The sequence below is a fragment of the Hyphomonas sp. genome (assembly GCF_046313975.1).
Lineage (GTDB): Bacteria > Pseudomonadota > Alphaproteobacteria > Caulobacterales > Hyphomonadaceae > Hyphomonas.
The window spans coordinates 28,342-51,289 of the sequence record NZ_JBKBXB010000009.1; the positions used below are offsets into that span (position 1 = coordinate 28,342).

Here is a 22,948-nt window from a genome sequence, read left to right on the forward strand (position 1 = left end):
CGAGACATGGCGTTTGATGCCGAAACCCGCGCCGCCCTGATCGAGCAGGTGCGCCGCTTCGTGACCGAAACCTGCGTGCCGGTCGAGGCCCAGGTCGGCGAGGAAGACGAGGTGCCCCAGCACGTCGTCAACGCGATGAAGGAACTCGGCCTGTTCGGCGTCGCGGTGCCGGAGGCCTATGGCGGGCTGCAGCTCGACATGGAAACCGAATGCCTCGTCGCCCTCGAACTCGGCCAGACTTCGCCCGCCTTCCGCTCCGTTGCTGGCACCAATATCGGCATCGGCAGCCAAGCCCTCGTCCTGTTCGGCACCGAAGCGCAGAAGCAGAAATGGCTCCCCGGCATCGCCTCGGGCGACCTGATCGCCAGCTTCGCCCTCACCGAACCCGAAGCCGGGTCGGACGCGGCCGGTCTCAAGACCCGCGCCGTGCGCGACGGCGACCATTATGTCCTCAACGGCACCAAGCGCTACATCACCAACGCCAACAAGGCGGACCTCTTCACCGTCATGGCACGGACGAACCAGGATGAGCCCGGCGCCAAGGGCGTCTCCGCCTTCATCGTCGAGCGGGGTACGCCCGGCCTCTCCGTCGGCAAGCCCGAGAAGAAGATGGGCCAGCAGGGCGCGCATATCTGCGACGTGATCTTCGAGAATGCCCGCGTACCTGCCGCCAACATGGTCGCGAAGGAAGGCGAAGGCTTCAAGGTCGCAATGAGCGTGCTCGACAAGGGCAGGCTGCATATCTCGGCGGTGGCTACCGGCATGTCGAAACGCCTGATACGCGAGATGGTCGCCTACGCGCTGGAGCGCAGGCAGTTCGGCAAGCCGATCTTCGAACACCAGCTGATCCAGGGCCTCATCGCCGACAGCCAGGCCGAAACCTACGCCGCCGAATGCATGATCCTCGACGCTGCCCGCCGCCGCGATGCCGGCGAGGATGTCACGCTGCTCGCCTCGTCCACCAAGCTCTTCGCAACCGAGGCCTGCGGCCGCGTGGCGGACCGCGCAGTGCAGGTCTTTGGCGGCGCCGGCTATGTCGCCGATTATGGCATCGAACGCTTCTACCGCGACGCCCGCATCTTCCGCCTCTATGAAGGCACAAGCCAGATCCAGCAGATCATCATCGCCCGCGAGCTTGCCCGCGCCGCCAAAGCAGGAACCCTCTGATGTTCGACTACGACCCCACCGATCCGCATGAAGTCGGCCTCAACGCAGACCGCCTCGCCGCGATCCCGCAATTCTTCAAGTCGAACTATATCGACACCGGCAAGCTGCCCTGCATGGGCCTGCTCATCTCGCGCGGCGGCGAGGTTGCGCATGAAAGCTATACCGGCGCCACCGAAATGGGCGGCAGCCAGCCCATCGGCCCGGAAACCATCTTCCGCATCTATTCGATGACCAAGCCGATCACGACGCTCGCCATCATGATGCTGTTCGAGGAATGCCGCCTGCGTCTCGACCATCCGGTCAGCCGCTACATTCCGGAATACAAGGACGCGATGGTGTGGGATGGCGGCACGGCCGCCGCGCCGAAACTGCGCAAACCGGACCGTGAAATGACGGTCCTCGATCTCGTCACCCACACGTCCGGTCTCACCTACGGCTTCCTGATGCAGGACGAGACCGACGAGATTTACCGTATCAACAAGGTCGGCCATCCGAAGCAGACCCTGCAGGACATGGCCCGCCAGATCGCCACGCTGCCGCTCGCTTTCTCTCCGGGTACGGAATGGCGCTACAGCCACTCCATCGACACGCTCGGCGCCATCGTCGAAATCGTCAGCGGCCAGCCGCTCGACGAATTCTTCCGTGAGCGCATCTTCGGCCCGCTCGGTATGAACGACACTGATTTCTGGGTGCCGGAAGACAAGATCCACCGCCTGATGGCCTGCTACCAGAAAGACGCGAAGACCGGCGAGACGACCCTCGCCGATCCCGCCGGCGCTGCCTCGAAACTCTATGCAAAGCGCCCGAACCTCCTCAACGCCGGCGGCGGCCTCGCTTCCACCATCCGCGACTATCACCGCTTCGCCCTGATGCTGCTGCGCGGAGGCACGCTCGACGGCGCGCGCATCATCAGTCCGAAAACCTGGGAGTTCATGCGCCAGAACCATCTGCCCGGCGGTCAGACGATGCGCGGTATGGGCCGCTCGGCCTTTACCGAAGTCATGGCCGAAGGCGTCGGCTTCGGCCTCGGCGGTTCGGTCATCACCGACATCGTGCGCACCACACAGCCCGGCAGCGAAGGCACCTTCAGCTGGGGCGGCCTCGCCTCCACCTTCTTCTGGATCGACCCCGAAGAAGAACTGATCGCCATCCAAGCCACCCAGCTGATGCCATCCTCCACCTACCCGATGCGCCTGCAATTGCAGCAACTCGTCTACGCGGCGATTGACTGGTGAGCGAACAGAAGCCCGTCTCCGTCCGCGATGCTATCCTCACGCTCACCGCAGCCAAGGGCGTGGGCAAGAGCATAGCGCCGGAAGACGCCGCCAAGGCCGTCAGCCCGGAACATTTCGTCCGGGTGCTGAAGGATGTCCGCGCCGAGGCTGTCCGCCTGCACAAGGCGGGCCTCATCACCATCTATCGCAAGGGCAAACCGGTGGAGGACCCCGACACGTTCAAGGGGGTGTATCGTCTTGGCCTGCCGCCTGTTTGACGGTGCACAGCGCAATCCCCACCCCTTGTCATCCCGGCGAAAGCCGGGACCCAGTCTTCGGATGCGTGAAATCGTTGTCGTCTTGGTCCCGGACAAATCCTGCGGATTTTCCGGGATGACGTCGTAGAGAGATTCCTGAGGATAGATGGCGAAACCGCCCGACCCCTTCCATGAATTCGTCGCCGAGATCTTCCACGGCCTCGGCCCGGTCACCATCAAGCGCATGTTCGGCGGTGCCGGTGTCTGGCAGGATGGCATCATGTTTGCGTTGCTGGCGGACGATACGATCTTCATCAAGGCGGATGAGGCCTTGCGCGCCGCGCTCACCGAAGAAGGCAGCTATCCCTTCGTCTGGCAACGCCCGTCCGACGGCGCCGAGATTGATCTCGGCTATGTCAGCCTTCCCTCCGCCGCGCTGGACGATCCGGACGAAGCCGTCAGGTGGGGCCGCAAAGCCCTGGCGGTCGCCCGCGCGAAAGCGGCGGCCAAACCCGTTCGGAAGAGGAAGAAACCCTAAGCGACTTCCGGCCTCGCGACCGGCTGGTCGAGCGTGAAGGCATAGTCCGACGAGCCATGCATCCGCAGGTGCTGCAATCGCTGCCAGCCATCCTCCAGCGTGAAGCGCTCGCCCTTCGCCGCCCACCACATCACGAAGCCGGGGCCGTCGGAGCGGTCGATTTCCTTCGCCAGCCGTCGCATGCCGGGCGGATGCGTCCTGCCGGAATGGCTGAACGCCTTCAGATCTTCCAGCGAGCGCCAGACGGCGAGCGTGGAAATGTCCGGCGCGCGCCATTCATCCGGGTACGGAAAAGCATTGGTGAAGCCCCGCCAGCTGCCATCCGGACAGCGCAGGCCATGGTCGTGGTGCAACAGGCCCTCAAACGCATCGCCATCGCGGAATATCCGCGGCAACAGGGCGATGAACACCTGTACGAATTCATTACTCAGCTCAAACTTGCCCAGAGGCCGGGCACAGTTGAAGTGTACTAGCCTGATGTCCATTACGTCCCGGCCTTGTTTTCTCCATCGGCCGGAACATTAATAGGAATTGGGTTTCGTAATCTTTAAGGGAAACGCGATTTATTCGCATCCACCGGAGATTACTTCCCCTTGAACTCCGCCGGGCGCTTCTGGAGGAAGGCGGTGACCCCCTCGCGGAAGTCTTCCGTGCGGCCTGCCGTACGCTGGGCGACGCGTTCATTATGCAGGGCGGCGCCGAAATCGTCATCGCAGGCATCCCAGATGCACTGGCGTGCCAGCGACAGGGCCACCGTCGGCCCGGTGGCCAGCTTCACGGCAAAGTCCTTGGCCACCGCCATCAGCTCGGCGTCCTCGACCACACGGTTAACCAGGCCCCATTGCAGCGCCGTTTCCGCCGGCAGTTTTTCACCCAGAAGTGCCATTTCCATCGCCCGCACACGGCCGATCGTCTTGGCCAGCAGGTAGCTTGAGCCACCATCCGGCACGAGGCCGATGCGGCGGAAGGCTTGCAGGAAGTAGGCGCTCTTGGCCGCGATCACCAGGTCGCCCATCAGGCCGATGGCGCAGCCGACGCCGGCTGCCGCGCCGTTCACCGCCGTGATCACCGGATGCGGATGCTCCCGGATCGCCGTCACCAGCGGATTGTAGAAAGCATCCAGCGCCTTGCCGGCATCCGGCACCGAGTCCGGATGCGCAATCTGCGGCCCGCCGCCCATGCCGCCGAGGTTCGCGCCCGAGCAGAAGCCCCGGCCCTTGCCGGTCAGGATCGTGCAGCGCGCTTCCTTCGCGGCAACTTCAAACGCATGCAGCAGCTCGATGGCCGTATCTACGCCGCAGGCATTCAGCGTCTTGTCATCGTCGAACGCGATGACCGCGATGCTGCCGTCTAGCTCGTAGGAAATCTTCTCATACTTGGCCATCGGTCTGTCTCCCTGATCTCGGTGCCGGCATGGCTAGCGCGAATGGCACAGGCCGTGAACACGTCACGCTGGGGCAAGGATTTGCGCGCCCCCTTGGGCGAATGCTGAACACGCGCTACAGTATTCACGACAGAACACGCCCAACGGCATTCATCGGGAGAATTCGCAATGGCCCTCGACGGCACCACAGACTCCGGCATGCGCTCGCTGCTCGACCGGCAAAAGGCCGCGCACCTGCGCGACGGCATTCCCTCCGCCGCCAAACGAATCGAATGGCTCGACAAATCCATCGACCTGCTCGTCACGCACGGCGCCGCGCTGAACGATGCGATGTGCGCCGATTTCGGGCACCGCTCGAAAGACCAGTCGAACCTCACCGACATTGCCGGCTCCATCGGCGCCCTGAAATTCGCCAAGGCCAATCTCGCCAAATGGATGCGTCCCGAGAAGCGCAAGGTGGAGTTCCCCCTCGGCCTCCTCGGTTCGAAGGCAGAGCTGCAATTCCAGCCGAAAGGCGTCATCGGCGTCATCAGCCCGTGGAACTTCCCGGTAAACCTAACCTTCACCCCGCTCGCCGGCGTCTTCGCCGCGGGCAACCGCTGCATGATCAAGCCGTCCGAATTCACCGAGGCGACTTCCGAGCTGATGAAATCGCTGATCGCGAAATACTACAGCCCGGAAGAATGCGTCGTCGTCACCGGCGGCCCCGAGGTCGGCGGCGAGTTCACGCGCCTGCCGTTCGATCACATCCTCTTCACCGGCGCGACTTCCATCGCCCATCACGTCATGCGCGCCGCCGCCGACAATCTCGTGCCGCTGACGCTTGAGCTTGGCGGCAAGTCGCCCGTCATCCTCGGCCGCTCGGCCGACATGCAGAAAGCCGCGAGCCGCATCATGGCCGGCAAGACGCTCAACGCCGGCCAGATCTGCCTTGCGCCGGACTATGCCTTCGTGCCGAAGGAAAAGACGCAGGACTTCATCGGCGCCGCCACGCGCGCGGTCGAAACGATGTACGCCTCCGGCCTCAAGGACAATGACGACTACACCTCCGTCATCAACCAGCGCCATTACGACCGCATCATGGGCTATGTCGAAGATGCGAGGGCCAAGGGCGCGCAGGTGGTCGAGATCAATCCGAAGTCGGAGAATTTTGCCCAGCAGCCGCACCACAAAATCCCGCCGACCCTGATCGTCGATCCGACCGACGACATGAAAGTCATGCAGGACGAAATCTTCGGCCCCATCCTGCCCATCAAATCCTATGGCGATGCGAAGGATGCCGTGGCCTATATCAACGCCCACCCGCGCCCGCTCGGCCTCTACTATTTCGGCGAAGACCAGGCCGAGCGCGAGCTTGTGCTCAACAATACCACATCCGGCGGCGTCACCGTCAATGACGTGATCTTCCATGTCGCGCAGGAAGACCTTCCCTTCGGCGGCGTCGGCCCGTCCGGCATGGGCGCCTATCACGGCCGCGAAGGCTTCTACGAGTTCAGCCACAAGAAAGCCGTCTACACCCAGACCGGCAGCGAACTCCTCGCCATGATGCGTCCACCGTACACGGACAAATACCGCGCCCAGGTAAAAGGCCGCATCAAGAAGTAAGAAAAGAGAAAGCCCCCTTCCCTCAGCGAGAAGGGGGCTTTTTTCAGCTCAAAGATTCTTCGACGGCGCTCAGCGCTTCTTCAGGAAGCTCGGCACGTCCGAGCCGAAGCCTTTGACCCGTTCCGGGGCGGGCTCCAGGATCAGGTCGTCATCCTTGCGCTTGAAGTCGCGGTGCGGGCGGTCGCGCTTCTCGCTACGCTCGGCTGTGCGATCGGTGCGTTCGATACGCTCGCTGCGCGGCTGGTCGCTGCGCTCGCGGCGCTTGTCACCGCGCGGGACGCGCTCACGCTTCGGTGCGGCTTCGCGGGCAGGTGCCTCTGCAGTGATGTCTGCAATTTCGGCCACGGCAACGGCCTCGGCTGTTTCGGCAACACCCTCCGCAGCCGGACGATCTTCGCGCTCCCGGCGGCGCGGGCCACGATCTCCACGATCCCCGCGTTCGCTGCGCTCACCGCGCTCACTGCGTCCACGCGGTCCGCGGTCCCGGTCACGTCCGCCGCGGCGGCCATCCCGGTCACGGTCACGTTTCTCTTCCGGCGGCAGGTCTTTCAACTCGTCAAGCAGGCCATCCGGCATGAATTCGGCGACATCCTTCTTGATCATCTTGAGCACGAAGCCCCAGGATTTCTCATCCGCCGGCGAGACCAGCGTATAGCTCTCGCCCGTGCGCCCGGCGCGGCCCGTGCGGCCGATGCGGTGCACATAATCTTCATCCTTTGGCGGGGGGCCGAAATTGAACACATGGCCGACATCCGGGATGTCCAGCCCGCGCGCCGCCACATCGGAAGCCACCAGCAGTTTCAGCGAGCCATCGCGGAAACGCTGCAACGTCTCTGTACGGACAGATTGCGGCAGGTCGCCATGGATCGGCGCCGCATCATGGCCATGCTTGGTCAGCGAAGCTGCCACCACATCCACCTCAACCTTGCGGTTGCAGAACACGATGCCGTTCTTCACATTGCATGCCTCGATCACGCGGCGCAGCGCCGTGCGGCGCGCCTTGCCGTCATTTGTCGGCAGCTTCACCACATATTGCGTGATTGTCTCGGCGGTCTGCGCTGGGCGCGCCACTTCGATTTTCTTCGGGTCTTTCTGGAAGGTCTTGGCAAGGCGCTGGATGTCTGCCGGGAAGGTTGCCGAGAAAAGCAGCGTCTGGCGGCTCGGTGGCAGCTTGGAGCAGATTTTCTCGATGTCCGGAATGAAGCCCATGTCGAGCATACGGTCCGCCTCGTCGATGATCAGCGTCTCGACGCCCATCAGCAGGAGCTTGCCGCGATCGAATTGGTCCATCAGCCGGCCGGGTGTCGCGATCAGAACATCCACGCCGCGCTGCAGCAGGGTTTCCTGGTCCTTGAAGCTCACGCCGCCAATCAGCAGCGCCATCGTCAGCTTCAGGTACTTGCCGTATTTCTCGAAATTCTCGGCCACCTGCGCCGCCAGCTCGCGGGTCGGGCAAAGGATCAGGCAGCGCGGCATCCGGGCGCGGGCGCGGCCGGTGGAGAGGCGCTGGATCATCGGCAGCACGAAGGCCGCCGTCTTGCCGGTGCCGGTCTGGGCAATGCCGGTAACGTCGCCGCCCATCAGGATGTGCGGAATGGCGTCGCGCTGGATCGGGGTGGGGACAGTGTAGCCGGACTCGGTCACGGCCTTGAGGATATTTTCGGCAAGGCCGAAATCCGCGAATGTCGTATCAGTCAAAGGTATTTTCTCCGGGATGTCTGGTTGATTTGCCTGGCCGCCCGGATTGGCGGCTCTCATCCTGCACCTTCAGATCCCCATGACCTGACAAGCTGCAGCCGGGCGAATCCCATGCCCGGAACATTTGATGCGCTGCACATAATGCAAATTTCCGCGCACGGAAAGGCGCTTTGTGGAAATCTTTTGCCGCCAACGGTTAAGGCTGCAGCGTCCGGTAATTCAGGATATCCTGGTGCAGCTCGTCCAGAACGCGCTTCGACCGGCCCCAGTCGCCGCTCTGACCGGGGAACACGACCGCGCTCGACACCAGCGTGCCTTCCGGCCGGCGCTCCAGTGTCAGGGTCAGCTTGCCCTTGGAGGTCGTCAGGCTGGAGGGCACATCGGCCTCCACCACGCAGCCATCGGCCGCCTCATGGATCGCCACGACCGTCTGGCTCCGGCTTGCCAGCGAGCAGAGGATCGCCGCGAGCGTTCGTCCAAAGCTCGTCGCATAGCCGTTACGCGTTTCCTTGCCGACTTTAACGCCCATCTTGGCATAGAAGCCCGGCGCATACTCGGCGATCAGCTTGGTCGCTGCGGTTTCCGCGCCCGCCAGCCCCAGAACCGGCGCCGCCAGCTTCAGGAATTCGTCCGCCGACATGCCCGCCTTGCTGGCTTTCGACGCGTCCGAGATCAGCCCTTTGACGTCCGGATGGCTCAGCACGACGCGGTAATTCGTCGTCTCCCGCCAATCCTCCAGCGGCACGGACGGTGCAGGCGGCGCCGCAGCGGCAACCGGCGAAGTGAACACCACCGGCGCCGCGCTCACCGCCGCTCCGTCCAGCCGCGCGCCGCAACTGGCGCAGAATTTGTGGTCAGGCGCAGCCTTCGCGCCGCATTGCGTGCAGTACATGCCGAGGTGTCCCCTCTCCTCTCCGGAGAGGGGACCTTAGCGGATTCACGCGCCTGCGTCAGCGAGGTTCTGGTTGGCAAAGTCCCAGTTCACGAGACTGCTCAGGAAGGTGTCGATATAATCCGGGCGGCGGTTGCGGAAGTCGATATAATAGGCATGCTCCCACACATCGATCGTCAGCAGCGGCGTCGTGCCGGCTTCGGTCAGCGGCGTTTCGGCGTTCGGCGTCTTCGAGATCACCAGCTTGCCATCCTTGTAAGACAGCCAGGCCCAGCCGGAGCCGAACTGCGTTGCGGCGGCCTGTTTGAACTCCTTTACGAAATTGTCATAGCCGCCCAGGTCGCGGTCGATCAGCTCGGCCACCTTGCCATACGGCTTGCCGCCGCCGCCCGGCTTCATCGAGTGCCAGTAGAACGTGTGGTTCCAGATCTGGGCCGAATTATTGAACACGCCGGCTTTCGCCTTGTCGCCGGCGGAGTCCTTGATCACCGCTTCCAGCGAGGCATTCTCGTGCGGCGTGCCGGCGAGCAGGCCATTGAGGTTTGTCACATAGGCCTGGTGGTGCTTGCCGTAATGGAAGTCCAGCGTCTCCGGCGAGATATGCGGCAGCAGCGCGTCCTTGGCATAGGGCAGGTCGGGCAGGGTGAAGGCCATGAGGGAAGTTCCTTTCTCGCGGATTTTGGTGTCTTTCGCTTCGCAGCGGTTTCGCACATATGGGGTCCATGTCAAACGAGACCAGACCCCTGACCCGCACGCCCTGGGCCGAAATCGACAAGCGCGTGCGCCGTGTGGACGAAGACCGCTGGATCTCCAGCCGCTTCGCCCCGCCGCCCCAGCGCCGCGCCCTCACCGCCCTCTACGCGCTGACTTACGAGCTGGTGCGCGTCCAGGAAGTCGTCTCGGAAGAAACCCTCGGCCTCATCCGGTTCCAGTGGTGGCGCGAGGCCATCACCGAACTGGAAGAGGGCCGCCCGGCCCGCGGCCATGATGTCTGCATGGCCCTGGGAGAGGAAGTCGCCGCCGGCCGCCTGAAAACCGGCGCCTTGCAGAAACTCGTCGATGGCTACCAGACCGCCTTCACTGAACAGGACCGGTCAAAAGAACCCGAAGCCTGGATCGCGCTCACCGCCGCCAACATCCTCATCCCGGTCCATAACTGGGCCGAAGAAATCCGCGGCGTCTCCGCCGCCTACGCCGCCTCCCGCCGCAAGGCGACCCAAGCCTTCGGCCCGCACGTCACCCCGGCCCCCAAACCGCTCCGCCCTGCCATCGCCCATTTCCGCCTGCGCAAACTCTACTGCGAAGGCCGCACCCCCAACCCGCTGACCAAGCGCTTCTCCATAATGAAAGCCATGAACACCGGCGAAGTATAGTTCGGGCAAACCTGTAAAAAGCTGGAATCGCTGCGCCCACTAAGTACACCCCCGCGTGACATTTCCCCGCTCCGGCGCGATAAGGCGCGCCATGACACAGGTTTTTGACCTCATCCTGCGCGGCGGCACCCTCGTCACTCCCGGCGGCGAGTACCACACCGACATCGGCATCATCGGCGAGCGCATCGCCCGCATCGGCGATCTCTCCCAGGCCGCCGCCGGCGAAATCTACGGCGCGGCGGGCCTGCACATCCTGCCCGGTGTCATCGACACCCAGGTTCATTTCCGCGAGCCCGGCCTCGAATACAAGGCCGACCTCGAGACCGAGGCCCGCTCCGCTGCCCTCGGCGGCGTCGTCGCCGTGTTCGAGATGCCGAACACCAACCCGTCCACGATCACACCCGACGCGATGCTCGACAAGCTCGCCCGCGCGAGAGGCCGGATGGACATCGACCACGCCTTCTATGCCGGCGCGACGCATGACAACGTTTCGCTGCTGCCGGAAATGGAGCGCATGCTCGGCTGTTGCGGCGTCAAGGTCTTCATGGGCGCCTCCACCGGCGATCTTCTCATCAAGGACGATGCCGGCGTCGAAGCCGTCCTGCGCGCCATAAAGCGCCGCGCTGCCTTCCACTCGGAAGACGAATACCGCCTCGAGGAACGCCGCAGCCTCGCTGTCACTGGCGACTGGAACAGCCATATCATTGTGCGAGATGTCGAAGCCGCCGTCTCCTCCACGCGCCGCCTGCTCAGCCTCGCGCGCAAGACCGGCAAGCGCATCCATGTGCTGCACATTTCCACCGCCGAGGAGATGGATATTCTGGTGAATGCCAAGGACGTTGCCAGCGTCGAAGTGCTGCCGAACCACCTGACGCTCGCCGCGCCCGATTGCTATGTCCGCCTCAAGGGCTTTGCCCAGCAGAACCCGCCGGTGCGCGAGGCGCGTCACCGCGAAGCCCTCTGGCGCGCGCTGAATGCCGGCATCGTCGATGTTCTGGCCACGGATCATGCCCCGCACACGATCGAGGAGAAGCAGCGGCCCTATCCCGCCTCGCCCTCCGGCATGCCCGGCGTGCAGACGCTGGTGCCGGTGATGCTGACCCATGTGAATGACGGAAAGCTCAGCCTGCAGAGGTTTGTCGAGCTGACCTCCGCCGGCCCGCAGCGTGTGTTCGGCCTCGCCGACAAGGGCCGCATCGCCGAGGGCTATCATGCCGACTTCACGGTCGTGGACCTGAAGCACAAACAGACGATCACAAATGCCTGGTCGAAATCCAAATGCGGCTGGACCCAGTTTGACGGCTTCGAAGCCACAGGCTGGCCCGTCGCCACCATCGTGCGCGGCCATTTCGTCATGCGCGAGGGCGAGATCGTGAAGAAGGGCTCCGGCCACCCCGTCCGCTTCAACGAAACGCTGGAGCCGGTGGGTTGAGCGAAGCTGCGAGCGAAGACAAGAAATCTTCCGGCCTGCGCCGTTCGCTGATTTGGCTCTATGAAGGCGTCGGCAAATGGCCGCTCCGGTTTCGCTGGGCCATGCTCGCCTTCGATGTGGTCACGATCAGCTATTTTCTTGTTTCGCCCTTCATCCCGCGCGAGGGCTATCATTACTGGCTCGACTATGTGATCGGCGCCGTCATTGCGCTCGATCTCGCCGCGCGCTTCTACATCGCCCCGAAGAAGAAACGCTTCTTCACGCGGTTCATGAATATCGCAGACCTGATCGTCGTCATCTCGATGCTTGCCCCGCTGGTCTCTCAGAATTACGGCTTCCTGCGTATCATCCGTGCCCTGAGGGTCGCGCGCGCCTTCAGCATTCTGGACGAGACCAATCCCCTCTCGAAATACCTGCGCTTCCACCGGGTTCTGATCGAGCGCGCGGTCAATCTCGTCGTCTTCCTCTTCATAATGTCCGCCCTCGTCTATGCCGACCAGGTGAACAAGAGCCCGGACATGAAGAACTATCTCGACGCCTTCTATTTCACCGTTACCAGCCTGACGACCACCGGCTATGGCGATATCGAGCTCGTCGGCTGGACCGGGCGCGTGCTGCCCATCGTCATCATGCTGCTCGGCGTCACGCTCTTCCTCCGCCTCTTGAAGGCGCTCGTCACGCCGACCGAGAAGGCAGAGGTCGAATGCACGAAGTGCGGCCTGATGCGGCATGACCGCGACGCGGTCCACTGCAAGCATTGCGGCACGGTCGTCTACATCGAGAACGAAGGCTTCGATCCCTGAGCGCCGGGCGTTACGGCTCCACGCGGTAGCCGTGCACGATCATTTCGATCGCTTCGTCTTTCGCCGGTGCCCGCCACTCCCCGCACCATTCCGGCCAGCGGCACCGCCACAGCTCCGTCACCGGGAACATCGCCACATGGCCGGGCGGAAAGCGCAGCTCCCTCGGCGCGCCGTCCAGCTTCGCCCATTCGGCCACCTGCGCGGGCGTCACCACCAGTTCATCGCTCCAGCCATCGGTCAGGCTCGTTGCCCGCATCGTCACTTCCATCGGCCTGCGGATGATCTCGAAACGCATCCGGTGGCCGGAGATATCCTTCTCCACCTTGCGCATGTTGAAGCCGCCATTGCCATTGTGCAGGTTATACTCGATGCGCCCCTGCATCAGTTCGAAGTCGAACTCGTGCCCGCCTTCGGACGAGCCTTCGGAGTAAAGCCAGAGCGGGGCGTAGACGACGCCCGGATGCATGCCGTTGATCGTCGCCTCGACCGTGTAATGGCCTTCCGTGCGCAGGCGCGACAGCTCGCGTTCCCATTTGATCGCGCCGCCGGAATTCGCATCCAGCTGGTGCAGCAGAGAGCCGTCAGGCTGGGGCACGATCCGGTCGAACCTGAACGCAAATCCATCCGGCATCTTGTAAGGCTGCGGCCCCTCGATCGGATGGTAGATCTGGCTGTAATTGTGCCGCTCCACCGGCTCGGACGCAAAGCGCACCAGCGCGCTCGCATCCGGGTGCGGCGGGACAAGTTCCATCAGCGCGCCAAGGTCCTGCCACAGCTGCGCGGCTGTCTCGCGGCGGGTCTTGAGCAAGCCCTCCAGCGCGGGCACTTCCGCCGCTCGCAGGGCCGCATCCGGCGACTGGCGCAGCTCGATCAGGCGCGCCTCGTCTTCGCGGATGTCGGCCATCACGGTTGCCAGCCGGTTCAGCGTCCGGCTGATCGCCGGGTCGGGCGCGGGCTCCGGCGGCGCAGGGCGCGGGAAAAAGTAACCGGCGGCAAAGGCCAGCAGGGCCAGCGCCAGCGCGAACGGAACCCAGAAGGCCAGCGCGCCGCCGCGGCCTTTCGGCTGTGTCTGTCGGGTGTCCGTCATCGCGCCTGCCTCAATACCGGTGCCGTGGTCTCAGCGCACTTAACAGCCGCAGGCGGCCACGCGCCAGCCGGTTCGCGTGAGATGGGAACCCCGCCGCGCCACCCGTGACAATTCCGCCGGGCCGGTCCAAGAAAAGGAAAACACCTGCCTGCCTGGGGAGTAGACCGCCTGACATGAGCACCACCGCCCATATCCCGTTCCGGGAAGTGCCCTACCTGCCGCTGAAGCTGAAGATGGATCGTCGCCCGGACGGCACGATCTATCTCGACAGCGGCCAGCCGCTGAAGGCCTGGCCGCCGCACACGCTGGCGCCGCTGGTGAAGTGGGCGGTTGAGCGCCCGGACCAGATCTGGCTCGCCGAGCGCTGGCCGGAAGACCCTTCCCAGCCCGGCTGGCGGGAAATGACGTATGCGGACGGTCTCGCCCATGTGAAGCGTCTCGCCGCGGCCTTCCTCAGCGAAGGCGCCGGGCAGGACGCGCCCGTGATGATCCTGTCGAAGAATTCCATCGACAATGCGCTGGTGATGTATGCCGCGATGTGGGCCGGCAGCCCGGCTGTGCCCGTGACACCGGCCTATGCCCTGCTCAGCCAGGACCTTGTCCGCCTCAACTATATCGACAGGCTTACGACGCCTAAATTCATCTATGTCGAAGACGGCGCTGAGTACCAACGCGCTCTCTCCGCCATGAATCTCGAAGGCCGCCTCGTGATCTATTCGCGCAACGCGCCGAACGTGCCGCGCGCCGTCAGCCTCGAGGATTTCGCCGGGCAGGCCGGTCCCGCCGTCGACGCCGCCTATGCTGCGCTGACGCCGCAGGCCGTGGCGAAATACATGCTCACCTCCGGCTCCACTGGCGAGCCGAAAGCGGTGATCAACACGCATGGCATGATCGCCGCGAACTCCAAGATGATCCGCTCTGTCTGGAACGAGGACCGCCTGAACGAGATCACCGGCGGCCCGCAGGTGATGGTCAACTTCCTGCCCTGGAGCCACACCTACGGCGCCAACGCCATCCTTCACAACATGCTGGACTGGGGCGGCACGATGTATATCGACCAGGGCGCGCCCACCCCGCAGCGCCTTCCGGAAATGCTCCGTAACCTGAAGGAAATCCCGACCACGCAGCACACCACCGTGCCGCAGGCCTGGGCCGCGCTTGCCACCGCGCTCGAACAGGACGCTGATCTGGCGGAGGTTTTCTTCTCGCGCCTTACCTCCATGGCCTATGGCGGCGCCGCGATGGGGCAGGACATCTACGAGCGTATCCAGGTCGTCGCCGTGCGTGTCACCGGCCAGCGCATCTCGCTCTCTGCCGGGTACGGCGCCACCGAAACCGCGCCCACCGCGTCCAACGTCCATTGGCCGAATGACCGGATGGGCCTGATCGGCCTGCCGCTTCCCGGCAACACGTTCAAGCTTGTGCCCGCCGGCACAAAGCTCGAGCTGCGCGTGAAAGGCGTCAACGTCACGCCCGGCTATTTCCGCAATCCGGAAAAGACCTCCGAAGCCTTCGATGAAGAAGGCTTCTACCGCCTCGGCGATGCGGTGAAGTTCGTCGATTCCGCCAATCCCGAGAAAGGCCTCGCCTTCGATGGGCGCACGGTGGAAGAGTTCAAGCTCGCCAGCGGCACCTGGGTCTCGGCCGGCGCTGTCCGCATGGCCGCCGTCACGGCCTCCGGCGGCATCCTGTCGGACGCCATCGTCTGCGGTCTCAACCGCGACGAAATCGGCCTGCTCGGCTTCCTCAACGAAGCCTTCTGCCAGCGCCTCGCCGGAGCAGCCCTTCCGCTGGAAGAGCTGCTCCGCCATCCCGAAGTCGAAGCCGCCCTGCGCAAGGGCATCGCCTCCCACAACGCGGCCAATCCCAACGCCGCCGCGCGCATCGCCCGCATCCTGCTGCAACCCGTGCAGCCGCGCGCCGATCTCGGCGAGATCACGGAAAAGGGCTATATCAACCAGTCTCGCACCCAGGAGTTGCGGGCCGATCAGATTGATATCCTCTATTCCGGCGCCGGGCTGCCTGGTAAAATCCTGATCTGATGCAAGTTTCTGCAATCATACCGGGAGTCTGCAGGCGCAAGGGCTTAAAAGGGCTCGATTTTTGGCAGGGCGACTGTATATACGTCCGCAAGCTGTAGCAGTTGCTGCAGCCCAGCCATTCCCCTTTGGCTTGTGGCGGGTCGCAGGATTCACCCGGGAGAACCCCTTGCTCCTAGTGAACTCTGCGGCCCGTTTTGCATTTTTTGCGCTCACGGCGGATTTCGCCTAGGGAACTTCCGGCACGAAGATCGGGAGGCAGCAATGGCAGATTCGGTGGCAACGCTTACGGGCGCAGAGGCGCTGGTCTCGACCCTCGCAGACCATGGCGTCTCGGCCTGCTTCGCCAATCCCGGCACATCCGAAATGCATCTCGTCACGGCGCTTGACCATGAGCCGCGCATCCGCTCCGTGCTTTGCCTGTTCGAAGGCGTGGCGACCGGCGCAGCCGATGGCCATGCGCGCGTCACCGGCCAGCCGGCGATGACGCTCTTGCATCTCGGCGCGGGCTATCTCAATGGCGGCGCAAACATCCACAATGCCAAGCGCGCCTTGACCCCGATGATCAACGTCATCGGCGACCATGCCGTGCCCCACCTTCGCTATGACGCGCCGCTCACTTCCAACATCCGCGGCCTTGCCGGGCCGAACTCGGTCTGGATCAAATCAGCCGACCGCGTTGCCGATGCCGGTGAACTGGCCGCCGAGGCTTGGGAGGCGAGCTTCGGCCCGGTGTCCGGCCCCGTCTCGCTGCTGCTGCCCGCAGACACGGCCTGGACCGAAGGCGGCAAGCCCGGCAAGGCCCGCAAGCGTCCCGCGCTCCGGGCGCCGGATCCGGATCGTATCGCGGCGGCTGCAAAGGCTGTGCGCCATGCCATGAAGCCCGTCATCCTGATCAACGGCACGGCGCTGACGCCTTCCGGCCTCGCGCAGGCGGCGCGCCTGAAAGCCTCCGGAATCCGTGTGCTGACGGATACGTTCTTCCCCCGCATGGCGCGCGGCGCGGGCCTCTTCGCGCCGGAGCGGATGCAATACTTCGCCGAAGGCGCGATGGCAGACCTTGAAGGCACGGACCTGATGCTGGTGGCCGGTACGCAGGTGCCGGTCGCCTTCTTCTCCTATCCCGGCCGCCCCAGCGTGCTGGTGCCGGAAGGTTGCACCCCGATGATTATCGGCGGCCCTGAAAGCGATAGCGCCGCCATCCTCGCCGCCCTCGCAGATACGCTCGGCGCGAAAACCTCCGCAGACGGAGCACCGCTCGACATCCCCGGTACGCCCTCCGGCGCGCTCAATGCCGCTACCATCGGCGCCTCCATCGCGCGCCACCTGCCGGAAGGCAGCTTCGTCTCCGATGATGGCGTCTCCAACGGCCTGCCTGCTTTCATGATGACGGGCCGTGCCCGCCCGCATGACTGGATGATGCTGACCGGCGGCGCCATCGGCCAGGGCATGCCGCTCGCCCTTGGCGCTGCGCTCGCCGCGCCGCACGCCAAGACGCTCTGCCTCACCGGCGACGGCGCGGGCATGTACACCAACCAGGCGCTCTGGAGCATGGCGCGCGAACAGGCGAACGTCGTCACGGTCGTCTTCGTCAACCATTCCTACCGTATCCTGAACATCGAACTTGCCCGCACCGGCGCCGGCAATCCGGGCCGCGTCGCCGAAGACCTCCTCGGCCTAGGGCGCCCGGAGATCGACTGGGTGAAGCTGTCGGAAGCGCAAGGCGTGCCTGCCGTGAATGCCACCACGGCGGAAGAATTCGACACCGCCCTCGAACGCGCCTTCCGCGAACCCGGCCCCCACCTCATCGCCGCCCACGTCCCCGCGCGGTAGGCAAGGCTCCGATTCTTTCCCTTGCGTACGTCCCGGCGCCTGCGCATATAGCCCTCGGAGGCAGGCGGCGGACGGGCCGCTCGCCAACCGGGTCAGGCGGGGAACCGAGCAGCCCTAACGAGTTTCCGCCCGGGTCGCTCGCCTGTCTCCACCCTTTCCCTCACTTCGCCAGTGATGATGCCCGGCCCTCGGTGACGGTCGCTGTTTCCCGCAGCAGCGGGTGCTCCGACAGATCGGAGATGGAGACATAGGTATGCCCCAGGCGCACGCTCTTCTCCGGGATCGCATCCTCTCCCAGCCCCGCCGACATCGCCCGCCAGACGAGTTCCGAACAATAGAGGCTGTTCTCCGAGCGAACCGAGAAGCCATGATCGAAGGGCAGGCCGACCGACGATTCGGCAAAGGCAAGATAAGTCGCGCGGGCCTCTCCGGTGAGATCAATTTCATAGATTCCGAGCGTCTCGACATCCGCCAGGAAGTCCGCCAGCGCCACCTTGCGCACGGCCCCTGCTTCGCCCGGCTTGCCGGTGTCGGCATGGATCACGCTCCGGCCCCCGTCCGCCACGATGCCGACATGCCCCCAGCGTTTGTCGCCCAGCGACCAGCCCGCCGCGACCCGTGTGCCGGCGCCGGTCTCCGCGCCCTTGAACAACAGGTCGCCGGCCTCGAGACCAGGCAGCGCTTTAGGTGAAAGCTGGGCCTGAGCCCCGCCTGCCGCCCATACCAGCCCGGCCGCAAGGATTACTTTTCGTAGCACGCCGAGGTCACCGCAAAGCCGGTATCGCTGACATTCTCGTCGATGTCCGCGAACGCGTCCTCGATTGTCGGGGCCGAGGCGAGGGCGCCGATGATGATGAAAGCATCCGATTCGGGCATCTTCGGGCCGGAATAGCTGGCGCTGGCCTCATCCCAGCTCGCATAATCGATCGACCGGGCCATGCAGTCGCAGTCGGAATCGTAGAAATAGCTCTGATGGCCGTTGGCGATGGCCACCTCGGTTCGTGCCATCAGGCCGGGGCAGGCGTCCAGCGCGCGCTGGGCCAGTGCAGAAACCGGCGCCGGTGTGTAAGAATCGGCCGGCGCCGGGCCGCCCTGTCCGAGCGCCGGAAGGGAAAGCGCGATGATCGCTGCGCCAGCAAGGAATTTTCTCATGAAAGGGGCCTTTCGTGCGTCCACAGGCGCGACGCTACACCCGCCCGGAATCGCCTGCAATCAGGGCCATCCGGGAGCGGCGTTAACCTTTCATTCAGGAGTTTTCCACGGCCTTCTTGAAGGATTTGCGAAAACGCCCGTTGACCCCAAATTAACCTTCGGACACTATATCTTGTGTCAGGGAAGAGGCGCGAAACCACATCTGGTCACGGATGAGGCCCGGCGCCCCGATAATCCCAGTAAATGCAGGTCTTTTCAGGAGGGTCGCCATGTCGGCAACCAACGCTAATTCCGTCTCTAAAGAAGCCGCCCGCAAGGGCAAGCCGAAGGCGGGTGGCGAACCGAAGATCACGCTGGTGCAGGGCAATCCGGTCGTGACCGATCCGTCGCGCGATGCGCTGCTGACCGATTTCGGCAAGAAGACCCTCGACGACCGTTATCTGCTGCCGGGTGAGACCTATCAGGACATGTTCGCGCGTGTCGCCACCGCCTTCGCGGACGATGCGGCCCATGCCCAGCGCATCTATGATTACATCTCGAAACTCTGGTTCATGCCGGCGACGCCCGTTCTCTCGAATGGCGGCGCGGACCGGGGCCTGCCGATTTCCTGCTTCCTCAACCAGGTCGGCGATTCGCTGGACGATATTGTCGAGACCTGGACCGAGAACGTCTGGCTCGCGTCGAATGGCGGCGGCATCGGCACTTATTGGGGCAATGTCCGCTCGATCGGCGAGAAGGTCGGCCAGAACGGCCAGACCTCGGGCATCATCCCCTTCATCCGCGTGATGGATTCGCTGACGCTGGCGATCAGCCAGGGCTCGCTGCGCCGCGGCTCCGCCGCCTGCTATCTCGACATCCACCATCCGGAAATCGAGGAATTCCTCGAAATCCGCAAAGCCTCCGGCGACTTCAACCGCAAGTCCCTGAACCTGCATCACGGCATCAACATCACCGACGCCTTCATGGAAGCGGTGCGCAATGATGAAGAGTTCGGCCTGATCTCGCCGAAATCCGGCGAAACGCTGAAATACGTCAACGCCCGCAAGCTGTGGCAGAAGATCCTCGAGCTGCGCATGCAGACCGGCGAGCCCTACCTCCTGTTCACCGACACCGTGAACAACGCCATGCCGGCGCACCAGAAGCGCCTCGGCCTCAAGGTCACGCAGTCGAACCTCTGCTCGGAAATCACCCTGCCGACCGGCGTCGACCATCGCGGTGTCGACCGCACGGCCGTCTGCTGCCTGTCCTCCGTGAACGCCGAGACCTTCCTCGAATGGTCGAAAGAGCCGATGTTCATGGAAGACGTGTTCCGCTTCCTCGACAACGTGCTGGAAGACTTCATCCAGCGCGCGCCGCCGGAAATGGCCCGCGCCGTCTACTCGGCCAAGCGCGAGCGGTCGGTCGGCCTCGGCGTCATGGGCTTCCACTCCTTCCTGCAGGCGATGAACGTCTCGCTCGAGAGCGCCACGGCGAAAGCCCTGAACCTCAAGATCTTCAAGCATATCCGTCAGGGTGCGGACGCCGCCTCGGTGAAGCTCGCCAAGGAACGCGGCCCCTGCGAGGACGCGCGCGATGTCGGCATGATGGCCCGCTTCTCCAACAAGCTCGCCGTGGCCCCGACCGCGTCGATCTCGATCATCTGCGGTGGCACCTCCGCCGGCATCGAGCCGATCCCGGCCAACGTCTACACCCACAAGACCCTGTCGGGCTCGTTCACGGTGAAGAACAAGCAGCTGCAGGAACTGCTCGCCTCGAAAGACCTCGACACGCCGGAAATCTGGTCCTCGATCCTCGAGCATGAAGGCTCGGTCCAGCATCTCGACTGCCTGACGCAGGACGAGAAGGACGTCTACAAGACCGCCTTCGAACTCGACCAGCGCTGGATCATCGAACTGGCGGCGGACCGCACGCCGTTCATCTGCCAGTCGCAGTCGCTGAACCTGTTCCTGCCGGGCGACATCAACAAATGGGACCTGCACATGCTGCATTGGACGGCATGGGAGCGGGGCCTGAAATCACTCTACTATTGCCGCTCGAAATCGGTCCAGCGCGCCGCCTTCGCGGGCTCGGAAAAGGCCGAGGCCGGCGAAATGAAGGTCGAGCGCACCGATTATGACGAGTGTCTGGCCTGCCAATAGGGCTAACAGCCCCTGAATCGCACGGCCCGCCTTTCCGGCGGGCCGTTTGCGTTCGGGCAGGGATGATTCCCCCACTCAGATTGCCCAAATTTCGCCTGATATCTCAACCGGTTAACAGCGGGGCCATTTGCCTTAACGTGTGCCAGATCCCCAAAAACACTGAGGATTCCGGGTCAAGGCACGGATTCTGCAGCCACTGCATCAGTCTCGACGAATTAATCTTTGAGGCGCGGAATCCCGGTTGGGAGCCCGGTTCGTTCATGGTAGCTTAGGCACACAGGGTCATCATCTTTACGAAGTGGAGTAGAGATCATGGCCGTGAAAGGTATTAGGGGAATGGTGTTCGCACTCGCTACTAGTCTCGCAACTCTGGCATGCCAGGGCTGCGTCTCCTCCGGTGCAGAAGGGTATGCGTACTCTGAGCCGGCAGCCGCGCCTTCGCTCGGTATCCAGCTCGCTGTACCTGGTGCCTTCGGAGATGGCGCGCTCAACGCGCCGACCGGAAGTGCACTTTCCGCAGCCCCTCTGGCCGCCGTTCCCGCCTCTGCATACGCCCTTCATCTGACCGGCCCGGACGCCCGCGTCTCGGTCATCGCCAGCGATGCGGCTCCGTCGGCCTTCAGCCTCACGGGGTCCGGCCTGCCGGGCACGCCGGTTTCGGACACGGCCTTTGGCTGGAGCGCCAGCCCGGCGCTCTCGCGCGTTGCCGCAGAAATGGCGGCCTCGTCCTATGGCCAGCCCGCTCCGGAATATAATGATCTCTCGCTCGGCCTCGCGATTGCGGCCGACAGCTCGCGCACCGGCCTCGGCTTCGATGTCGGCGTTGCGCCCCGCATGGCCATCCGCGATGGCGGCGACCTGAAAGCCCAGCGCTTCGGCGGTGAGGTCCGCTTCGGTCAGGGCCTGATCAAGGAAGGCGGCTCGCCGGAGGGTTGGTACGTCTTCGTCGGCGCCGATGGCGAAGCCCTCGTCTGGGACACCGATTTCAGCCGCCCCGGCCTCGACGCGCTCGGTGACATGCAGCTCACCGATCAGCTGACCGTCGGCGACCTGCAGGCCGGCCTGTCCATCCAGCGCGCCGGCGGCGAACTTTCGCTCAGCTATATCCGCCGCGAAATCGAATTCAGCGACCGCAACCGGACGCTCAAGGATACCGAAGACTTCGCCGGCATCACCTTCACGATGCGCCGCTGATCCCCCTTGCAACTGACCCGCTGACCCCTGCCTCGGCAGGGGTCTTTTTTATGTGCCGGGCTCAGTCATCATCCTGGCCGGGCAGGGCGTCGCTGCCCGTATCCCGGCGCGGGCGCGCAATCAGTTCGCCGAGATCGACCAGTTCGATGAACGTGTCCGCCTCGCGCCGCAGCTCGTCCGAGATCATTGGCGGGGAGGCGTTCATGGTCGAGACGACTGACACCCGCACGCCCTTCGCCTTCACGGCCTCCACCAGCCGGCGGAAGTCGCCATTGCCGCTGAACAGCACGATATGATCGGCCCAGCCGGCCGCCTCAAGCATGTCGGTGGCGAGCTCGATGTCCATGCTGCCCCGGAACCGCTTGCGCCCCTCCCGGTCGGTAAACTCCCGGGCCGGCTTCTTGACCACGTTGAAGCCGTTATAGGCCAGCCAGTCGACCAGCGGGCGGATCGGGCTGTATTCGTCACTCTCCACGATGGTGGTGTAATAGCTCGCCCGGATCAGCCGCCCGCGCTGCTGGAACTCCTTGAGAAGCTTGCGGAAATCGATTTCCAGGCCCACCGCCCGGGCGGCCGAGTAGAGATTGGCCCCGTCAATGAACAGGGCGAGGCGTTCATCCTTGTAGAAGGCCATTGGCAATGTCCTTTTCTTCCAATAGGGAGGGGCCAATAATTGCCCGGAATGCGTATTCCCATTGCCTACCGATCCTTTGCAGTGCCTGCAAGGATGGGTTGCGGCAGTGTGCTGCAGCGCATATAAAAGGCGGTTCTCAGGAGATTTGCCCCATATGGCCCGCGTTACTGTCGAAGACTGCATCCAGAAGGTCCCGAACCGGTTTGAACTGGTTCTGCTGGCCGCGCACCGCTCGCGGATGATCCGCGAAGGCTCGCCGCTGACGGTGGATCGCGACAATGACAAGGATCCGGTCGTCTCGCTGCGCGAAATCGCCGATGCGTCGGTCGATCTGAAAATCGTCAAGGAAGCCCTGATCTCGAACCTGCAGGATATCCGTCCGGGCGAGGAGAACGAGCGCGAGGCCGACCGCCAGGCCCTGCAGGCGGCCCCGGCTGCGACCGAGGAAGACGTGCTGCGCGCCTACCAGGCCGAAATCGAATCCGGGCGCGACGACCGCCTCTAGGAG

General features: G+C 64.1%; 22 protein-coding genes and 1 other RNA gene. 14 read left to right on the plus strand and 9 right to left on the minus strand.

The features are described 5' to 3' along the window. Positions 1-6: 6 nt before the first annotated feature. From ACK4TE_RS05100 to ACK4TE_RS05115, 4 genes are all read left to right on the plus strand, one after another. Complete coding sequence (locus ACK4TE_RS05100; RefSeq protein ID WP_409910404.1) at positions 7-1,167, plus strand: acyl-CoA dehydrogenase family protein; 1,161 nt, start codon at positions 7-9, stop codon at positions 1,165-1,167. Beyond that, positions 1,167-2,402 carry a serine hydrolase domain-containing protein gene (locus tag ACK4TE_RS05105; protein WP_409910405.1) on the plus strand — a complete coding sequence of 412 codons (1,236 nt, stop codon included), beginning with the start codon at positions 1,167-1,169 and terminating at the stop codon, positions 2,400-2,402. The genes ACK4TE_RS05100 and ACK4TE_RS05105 overlap by 1 nt, the downstream gene beginning before the upstream one ends. Beyond that, on the plus strand, positions 2,399-2,659 hold the full coding sequence (locus ACK4TE_RS05110) for a DUF3253 domain-containing protein (RefSeq protein ID WP_409910406.1): 261 nt from the start codon (positions 2,399-2,401) through the stop codon (positions 2,657-2,659). Before ACK4TE_RS05105 ends, ACK4TE_RS05110 begins: the two co-directional genes overlap by 4 nt. A 145-nt stretch (positions 2,660-2,804) precedes the next feature. Continuing rightward, the gene (locus ACK4TE_RS05115) at positions 2,805-3,176 is read left to right on the plus strand and encodes a TfoX/Sxy family protein (protein ID WP_409910407.1); all 372 of its coding nucleotides are present in this window, start codon (positions 2,805-2,807) and stop codon (positions 3,174-3,176) included. Here the strand turns inward: ACK4TE_RS05115 and ACK4TE_RS05120 are convergent. Together ACK4TE_RS05120 and ACK4TE_RS05125 are read right to left on the minus strand one after the other, a co-directional pair. Beyond that, a complete protein-coding gene (locus tag ACK4TE_RS05120; RefSeq protein ID WP_409910408.1) occupies positions 3,173-3,661 on the minus strand; it encodes a DUF3291 domain-containing protein in 489 nt (162 codons plus the stop codon). The genes ACK4TE_RS05115 and ACK4TE_RS05120 overlap by 4 nt on opposite strands. A gap of 98 nt (positions 3,662-3,759) precedes the next feature. After that, the gene (locus ACK4TE_RS05125; protein WP_409910409.1) at positions 3,760-4,560 is read right to left on the minus strand and encodes an enoyl-CoA hydratase/isomerase; all 801 of its coding nucleotides are present in this window, start codon (positions 4,558-4,560) and stop codon (positions 3,760-3,762) included. Between the two features lie 168 nt (positions 4,561-4,728). Here ACK4TE_RS05125 and ACK4TE_RS05130 point away from each other — a divergent pair, with 168 nt between their 5' ends. Further along, entirely contained in the window at positions 4,729-6,165 is a 1,437-nt protein-coding gene (locus ACK4TE_RS05130) for a coniferyl aldehyde dehydrogenase (protein ID WP_409910410.1), read from the plus strand. A gap of 69 nt (positions 6,166-6,234) precedes the next feature. Here the strand turns inward: ACK4TE_RS05130 and ACK4TE_RS05135 are convergent, their stop codons facing one another. The 3 genes from ACK4TE_RS05135 to ACK4TE_RS05145 all read right to left on the minus strand — a co-directional run bounded on the left by ACK4TE_RS05135 (position 6,235) and on the right by ACK4TE_RS05145 (position 9,409). Then, on the minus strand, positions 6,235-7,863 hold the full coding sequence (locus ACK4TE_RS05135) for a DEAD/DEAH box helicase (RefSeq protein WP_409910411.1): 1,629 nt from the start codon (positions 7,861-7,863) through the stop codon (positions 6,235-6,237). A 196-nt stretch (positions 7,864-8,059) separates the two neighbouring features. Further along, entirely contained in the window at positions 8,060-8,755 is a 696-nt protein-coding gene (locus tag ACK4TE_RS05140; protein ID WP_409910412.1) for a zinc-ribbon domain-containing protein, read from the minus strand. 45 nt (positions 8,756-8,800) lie between these two features. Next, positions 8,801-9,409 (minus strand): superoxide dismutase, encoded by a 609-nt coding sequence (locus ACK4TE_RS05145; RefSeq protein WP_409910413.1) that lies wholly within the window; start codon positions 9,407-9,409, stop codon positions 8,801-8,803. 68 nt (positions 9,410-9,477) lie between these two features. On the opposite strand from ACK4TE_RS05145, the gene ACK4TE_RS05150 reads away from it, so the two are divergent. The 3 genes from ACK4TE_RS05150 to ACK4TE_RS05160 all read left to right on the plus strand — a co-directional run bounded on the left by ACK4TE_RS05150 (position 9,478) and on the right by ACK4TE_RS05160 (position 12,363). Next, positions 9,478-10,128, plus strand: a complete 651-nt coding sequence (locus ACK4TE_RS05150) for a squalene/phytoene synthase family protein (RefSeq protein ID WP_409910414.1) — start codon at positions 9,478-9,480, stop codon at positions 10,126-10,128. A gap of 91 nt (positions 10,129-10,219) precedes the next feature. After that, positions 10,220-11,560, plus strand: coding sequence for a dihydroorotase (locus tag ACK4TE_RS05155; RefSeq protein WP_409910415.1), 1,341 nt, complete (start codon positions 10,220-10,222; stop codon positions 11,558-11,560). Continuing rightward, a complete protein-coding gene (locus ACK4TE_RS05160) occupies positions 11,557-12,363 on the plus strand; it encodes an ion transporter (RefSeq protein ID WP_409910416.1) in 807 nt (268 codons plus the stop codon). Before ACK4TE_RS05155 ends, ACK4TE_RS05160 begins: the two co-directional genes overlap by 4 nt. Positions 12,364-12,373: 10 nt before the next feature. On the opposite strand, the gene ACK4TE_RS05165 is transcribed toward ACK4TE_RS05160, so the two are convergent. Continuing rightward, on the minus strand, positions 12,374-13,450 hold the full coding sequence (locus ACK4TE_RS05165; RefSeq protein ID WP_409910417.1) for a hypothetical protein: 1,077 nt from the start codon (positions 13,448-13,450) through the stop codon (positions 12,374-12,376). Between the two features lie 173 nt (positions 13,451-13,623). Between ACK4TE_RS05165 and ACK4TE_RS05170 the strand changes: the two genes are divergently transcribed. The 3 genes from ACK4TE_RS05170 (at position 13,624) to ffs (ending at position 17,473) form a co-directional block, all read left to right on the plus strand. Continuing rightward, positions 13,624-15,492: a feruloyl-CoA synthase gene (locus tag ACK4TE_RS05170; protein ID WP_409910418.1), complete on the plus strand. Its 1,869-nt coding sequence runs from the start codon at positions 13,624-13,626 to the stop codon at positions 15,490-15,492. 261 nt (positions 15,493-15,753) lie between these two features. Next, a complete protein-coding gene (locus ACK4TE_RS05175; RefSeq protein WP_409910419.1) occupies positions 15,754-17,322 on the plus strand; it encodes an acetolactate synthase large subunit in 1,569 nt (522 codons plus the stop codon). Positions 17,323-17,380: 58 nt separating this feature from the next. Further along, positions 17,381-17,473: signal recognition particle sRNA small type (ffs, locus tag ACK4TE_RS05180), an RNA gene on the plus strand. A gap of 9 nt (positions 17,474-17,482) precedes the next feature. On the opposite strand, the gene ACK4TE_RS05185 is transcribed toward ffs, so the two are convergent. Then, positions 17,483-18,079, minus strand: coding sequence for a YiiX/YebB-like N1pC/P60 family cysteine hydrolase (locus ACK4TE_RS05185; protein WP_409910420.1), 597 nt, complete (start codon positions 18,077-18,079; stop codon positions 17,483-17,485). Further along, a complete protein-coding gene (locus tag ACK4TE_RS05190) occupies positions 18,064-18,474 on the minus strand; it encodes a hypothetical protein (protein ID WP_409910421.1) in 411 nt (136 codons plus the stop codon). The genes ACK4TE_RS05185 and ACK4TE_RS05190 overlap by 16 nt, the downstream gene beginning before the upstream one ends. Before the next feature lie 269 nt (positions 18,475-18,743). Here ACK4TE_RS05190 and ACK4TE_RS05195 point away from each other — a divergent pair, with 269 nt between their 5' ends. After that, positions 18,744-20,612, plus strand: a complete 1,869-nt coding sequence (locus tag ACK4TE_RS05195) for a ribonucleoside-diphosphate reductase subunit alpha (protein WP_409910422.1) — start codon at positions 18,744-18,746, stop codon at positions 20,610-20,612. 336 nt (positions 20,613-20,948) lie between these two features. Beyond that, positions 20,949-21,806, plus strand: coding sequence for a hypothetical protein (locus tag ACK4TE_RS05200; RefSeq protein WP_409910423.1), 858 nt, complete (start codon positions 20,949-20,951; stop codon positions 21,804-21,806). Between the two features lie 61 nt (positions 21,807-21,867). Here the strand turns inward: ACK4TE_RS05200 and ACK4TE_RS05205 are convergent, their stop codons facing one another. Then, positions 21,868-22,440 carry an NYN domain-containing protein gene (locus ACK4TE_RS05205; protein ID WP_409910424.1) on the minus strand — a complete coding sequence of 191 codons (573 nt, stop codon included), beginning with the start codon at positions 22,438-22,440 and terminating at the stop codon, positions 21,868-21,870. Positions 22,441-22,594: 154 nt separating this feature from the next. Here ACK4TE_RS05205 and rpoZ point away from each other — a divergent pair, with 154 nt between their 5' ends. Then, positions 22,595-22,945, plus strand: coding sequence for a DNA-directed RNA polymerase subunit omega (rpoZ, locus tag ACK4TE_RS05210; protein ID WP_409910425.1), 351 nt, complete (start codon positions 22,595-22,597; stop codon positions 22,943-22,945). Positions 22,946-22,948 lie beyond the last annotated feature (3 nt).

What these genes read in the sequence shown, in the direction of transcription:
- ACK4TE_RS05100 (WP_409910404.1), top strand. Translation starts at nt 7, where the DNA reads ATGGCGTTTGATGCCGAAACCCGCGCCGCCCTGATCGAGCAGGTGCGC.
- ACK4TE_RS05105 (WP_409910405.1), top strand. Translation starts at nt 1,167, where the DNA reads ATGTTCGACTACGACCCCACCGATCCGCATGAAGTCGGCCTCAACGCA.
- ACK4TE_RS05115 (WP_409910407.1), top strand. Translation starts at nt 2,805, where the DNA reads ATGGCGAAACCGCCCGACCCCTTCCATGAATTCGTCGCCGAGATCTTC.
- ACK4TE_RS05120 (WP_409910408.1), bottom strand. Translation starts at nt 3,661, where the DNA reads ATGGACATCAGGCTAGTACACTTCAACTGTGCCCGGCCTCTGGGCAAG.
- ACK4TE_RS05125 (WP_409910409.1), bottom strand. Translation starts at nt 4,560, where the DNA reads ATGGCCAAGTATGAGAAGATTTCCTACGAGCTAGACGGCAGCATCGCG.
- ACK4TE_RS05130 (WP_409910410.1), top strand. Translation starts at nt 4,729, where the DNA reads ATGGCCCTCGACGGCACCACAGACTCCGGCATGCGCTCGCTGCTCGAC.
- ACK4TE_RS05140 (WP_409910412.1), bottom strand. Translation starts at nt 8,755, where the DNA reads ATGTACTGCACGCAATGCGGCGCGAAGGCTGCGCCTGACCACAAATTC.
- ACK4TE_RS05145 (WP_409910413.1), bottom strand. Translation starts at nt 9,409, where the DNA reads ATGGCCTTCACCCTGCCCGACCTGCCCTATGCCAAGGACGCGCTGCTG.
- ACK4TE_RS05150 (WP_409910414.1), top strand. Translation starts at nt 9,478, where the DNA reads ATGTCAAACGAGACCAGACCCCTGACCCGCACGCCCTGGGCCGAAATC.
- ACK4TE_RS05155 (WP_409910415.1), top strand. Translation starts at nt 10,220, where the DNA reads ATGACACAGGTTTTTGACCTCATCCTGCGCGGCGGCACCCTCGTCACT.
- ACK4TE_RS05165 (WP_409910417.1), bottom strand. Translation starts at nt 13,450, where the DNA reads ATGACGGACACCCGACAGACACAGCCGAAAGGCCGCGGCGGCGCGCTG.
- ACK4TE_RS05170 (WP_409910418.1), top strand. Translation starts at nt 13,624, where the DNA reads ATGAGCACCACCGCCCATATCCCGTTCCGGGAAGTGCCCTACCTGCCG.
- ACK4TE_RS05175 (WP_409910419.1), top strand. Translation starts at nt 15,754, where the DNA reads ATGGCAGATTCGGTGGCAACGCTTACGGGCGCAGAGGCGCTGGTCTCG.
- ACK4TE_RS05190 (WP_409910421.1), bottom strand. Translation starts at nt 18,474, where the DNA reads ATGAGAAAATTCCTTGCTGGCGCAGCGATCATCGCGCTTTCCCTTCCG.
- ACK4TE_RS05195 (WP_409910422.1), top strand. Translation starts at nt 18,744, where the DNA reads ATGTCGGCAACCAACGCTAATTCCGTCTCTAAAGAAGCCGCCCGCAAG.
- ACK4TE_RS05200 (WP_409910423.1), top strand. Translation starts at nt 20,949, where the DNA reads ATGGTGTTCGCACTCGCTACTAGTCTCGCAACTCTGGCATGCCAGGGC.
- ACK4TE_RS05205 (WP_409910424.1), bottom strand. Translation starts at nt 22,440, where the DNA reads ATGGCCTTCTACAAGGATGAACGCCTCGCCCTGTTCATTGACGGGGCC.
- rpoZ (WP_409910425.1), top strand. Translation starts at nt 22,595, where the DNA reads ATGGCCCGCGTTACTGTCGAAGACTGCATCCAGAAGGTCCCGAACCGG.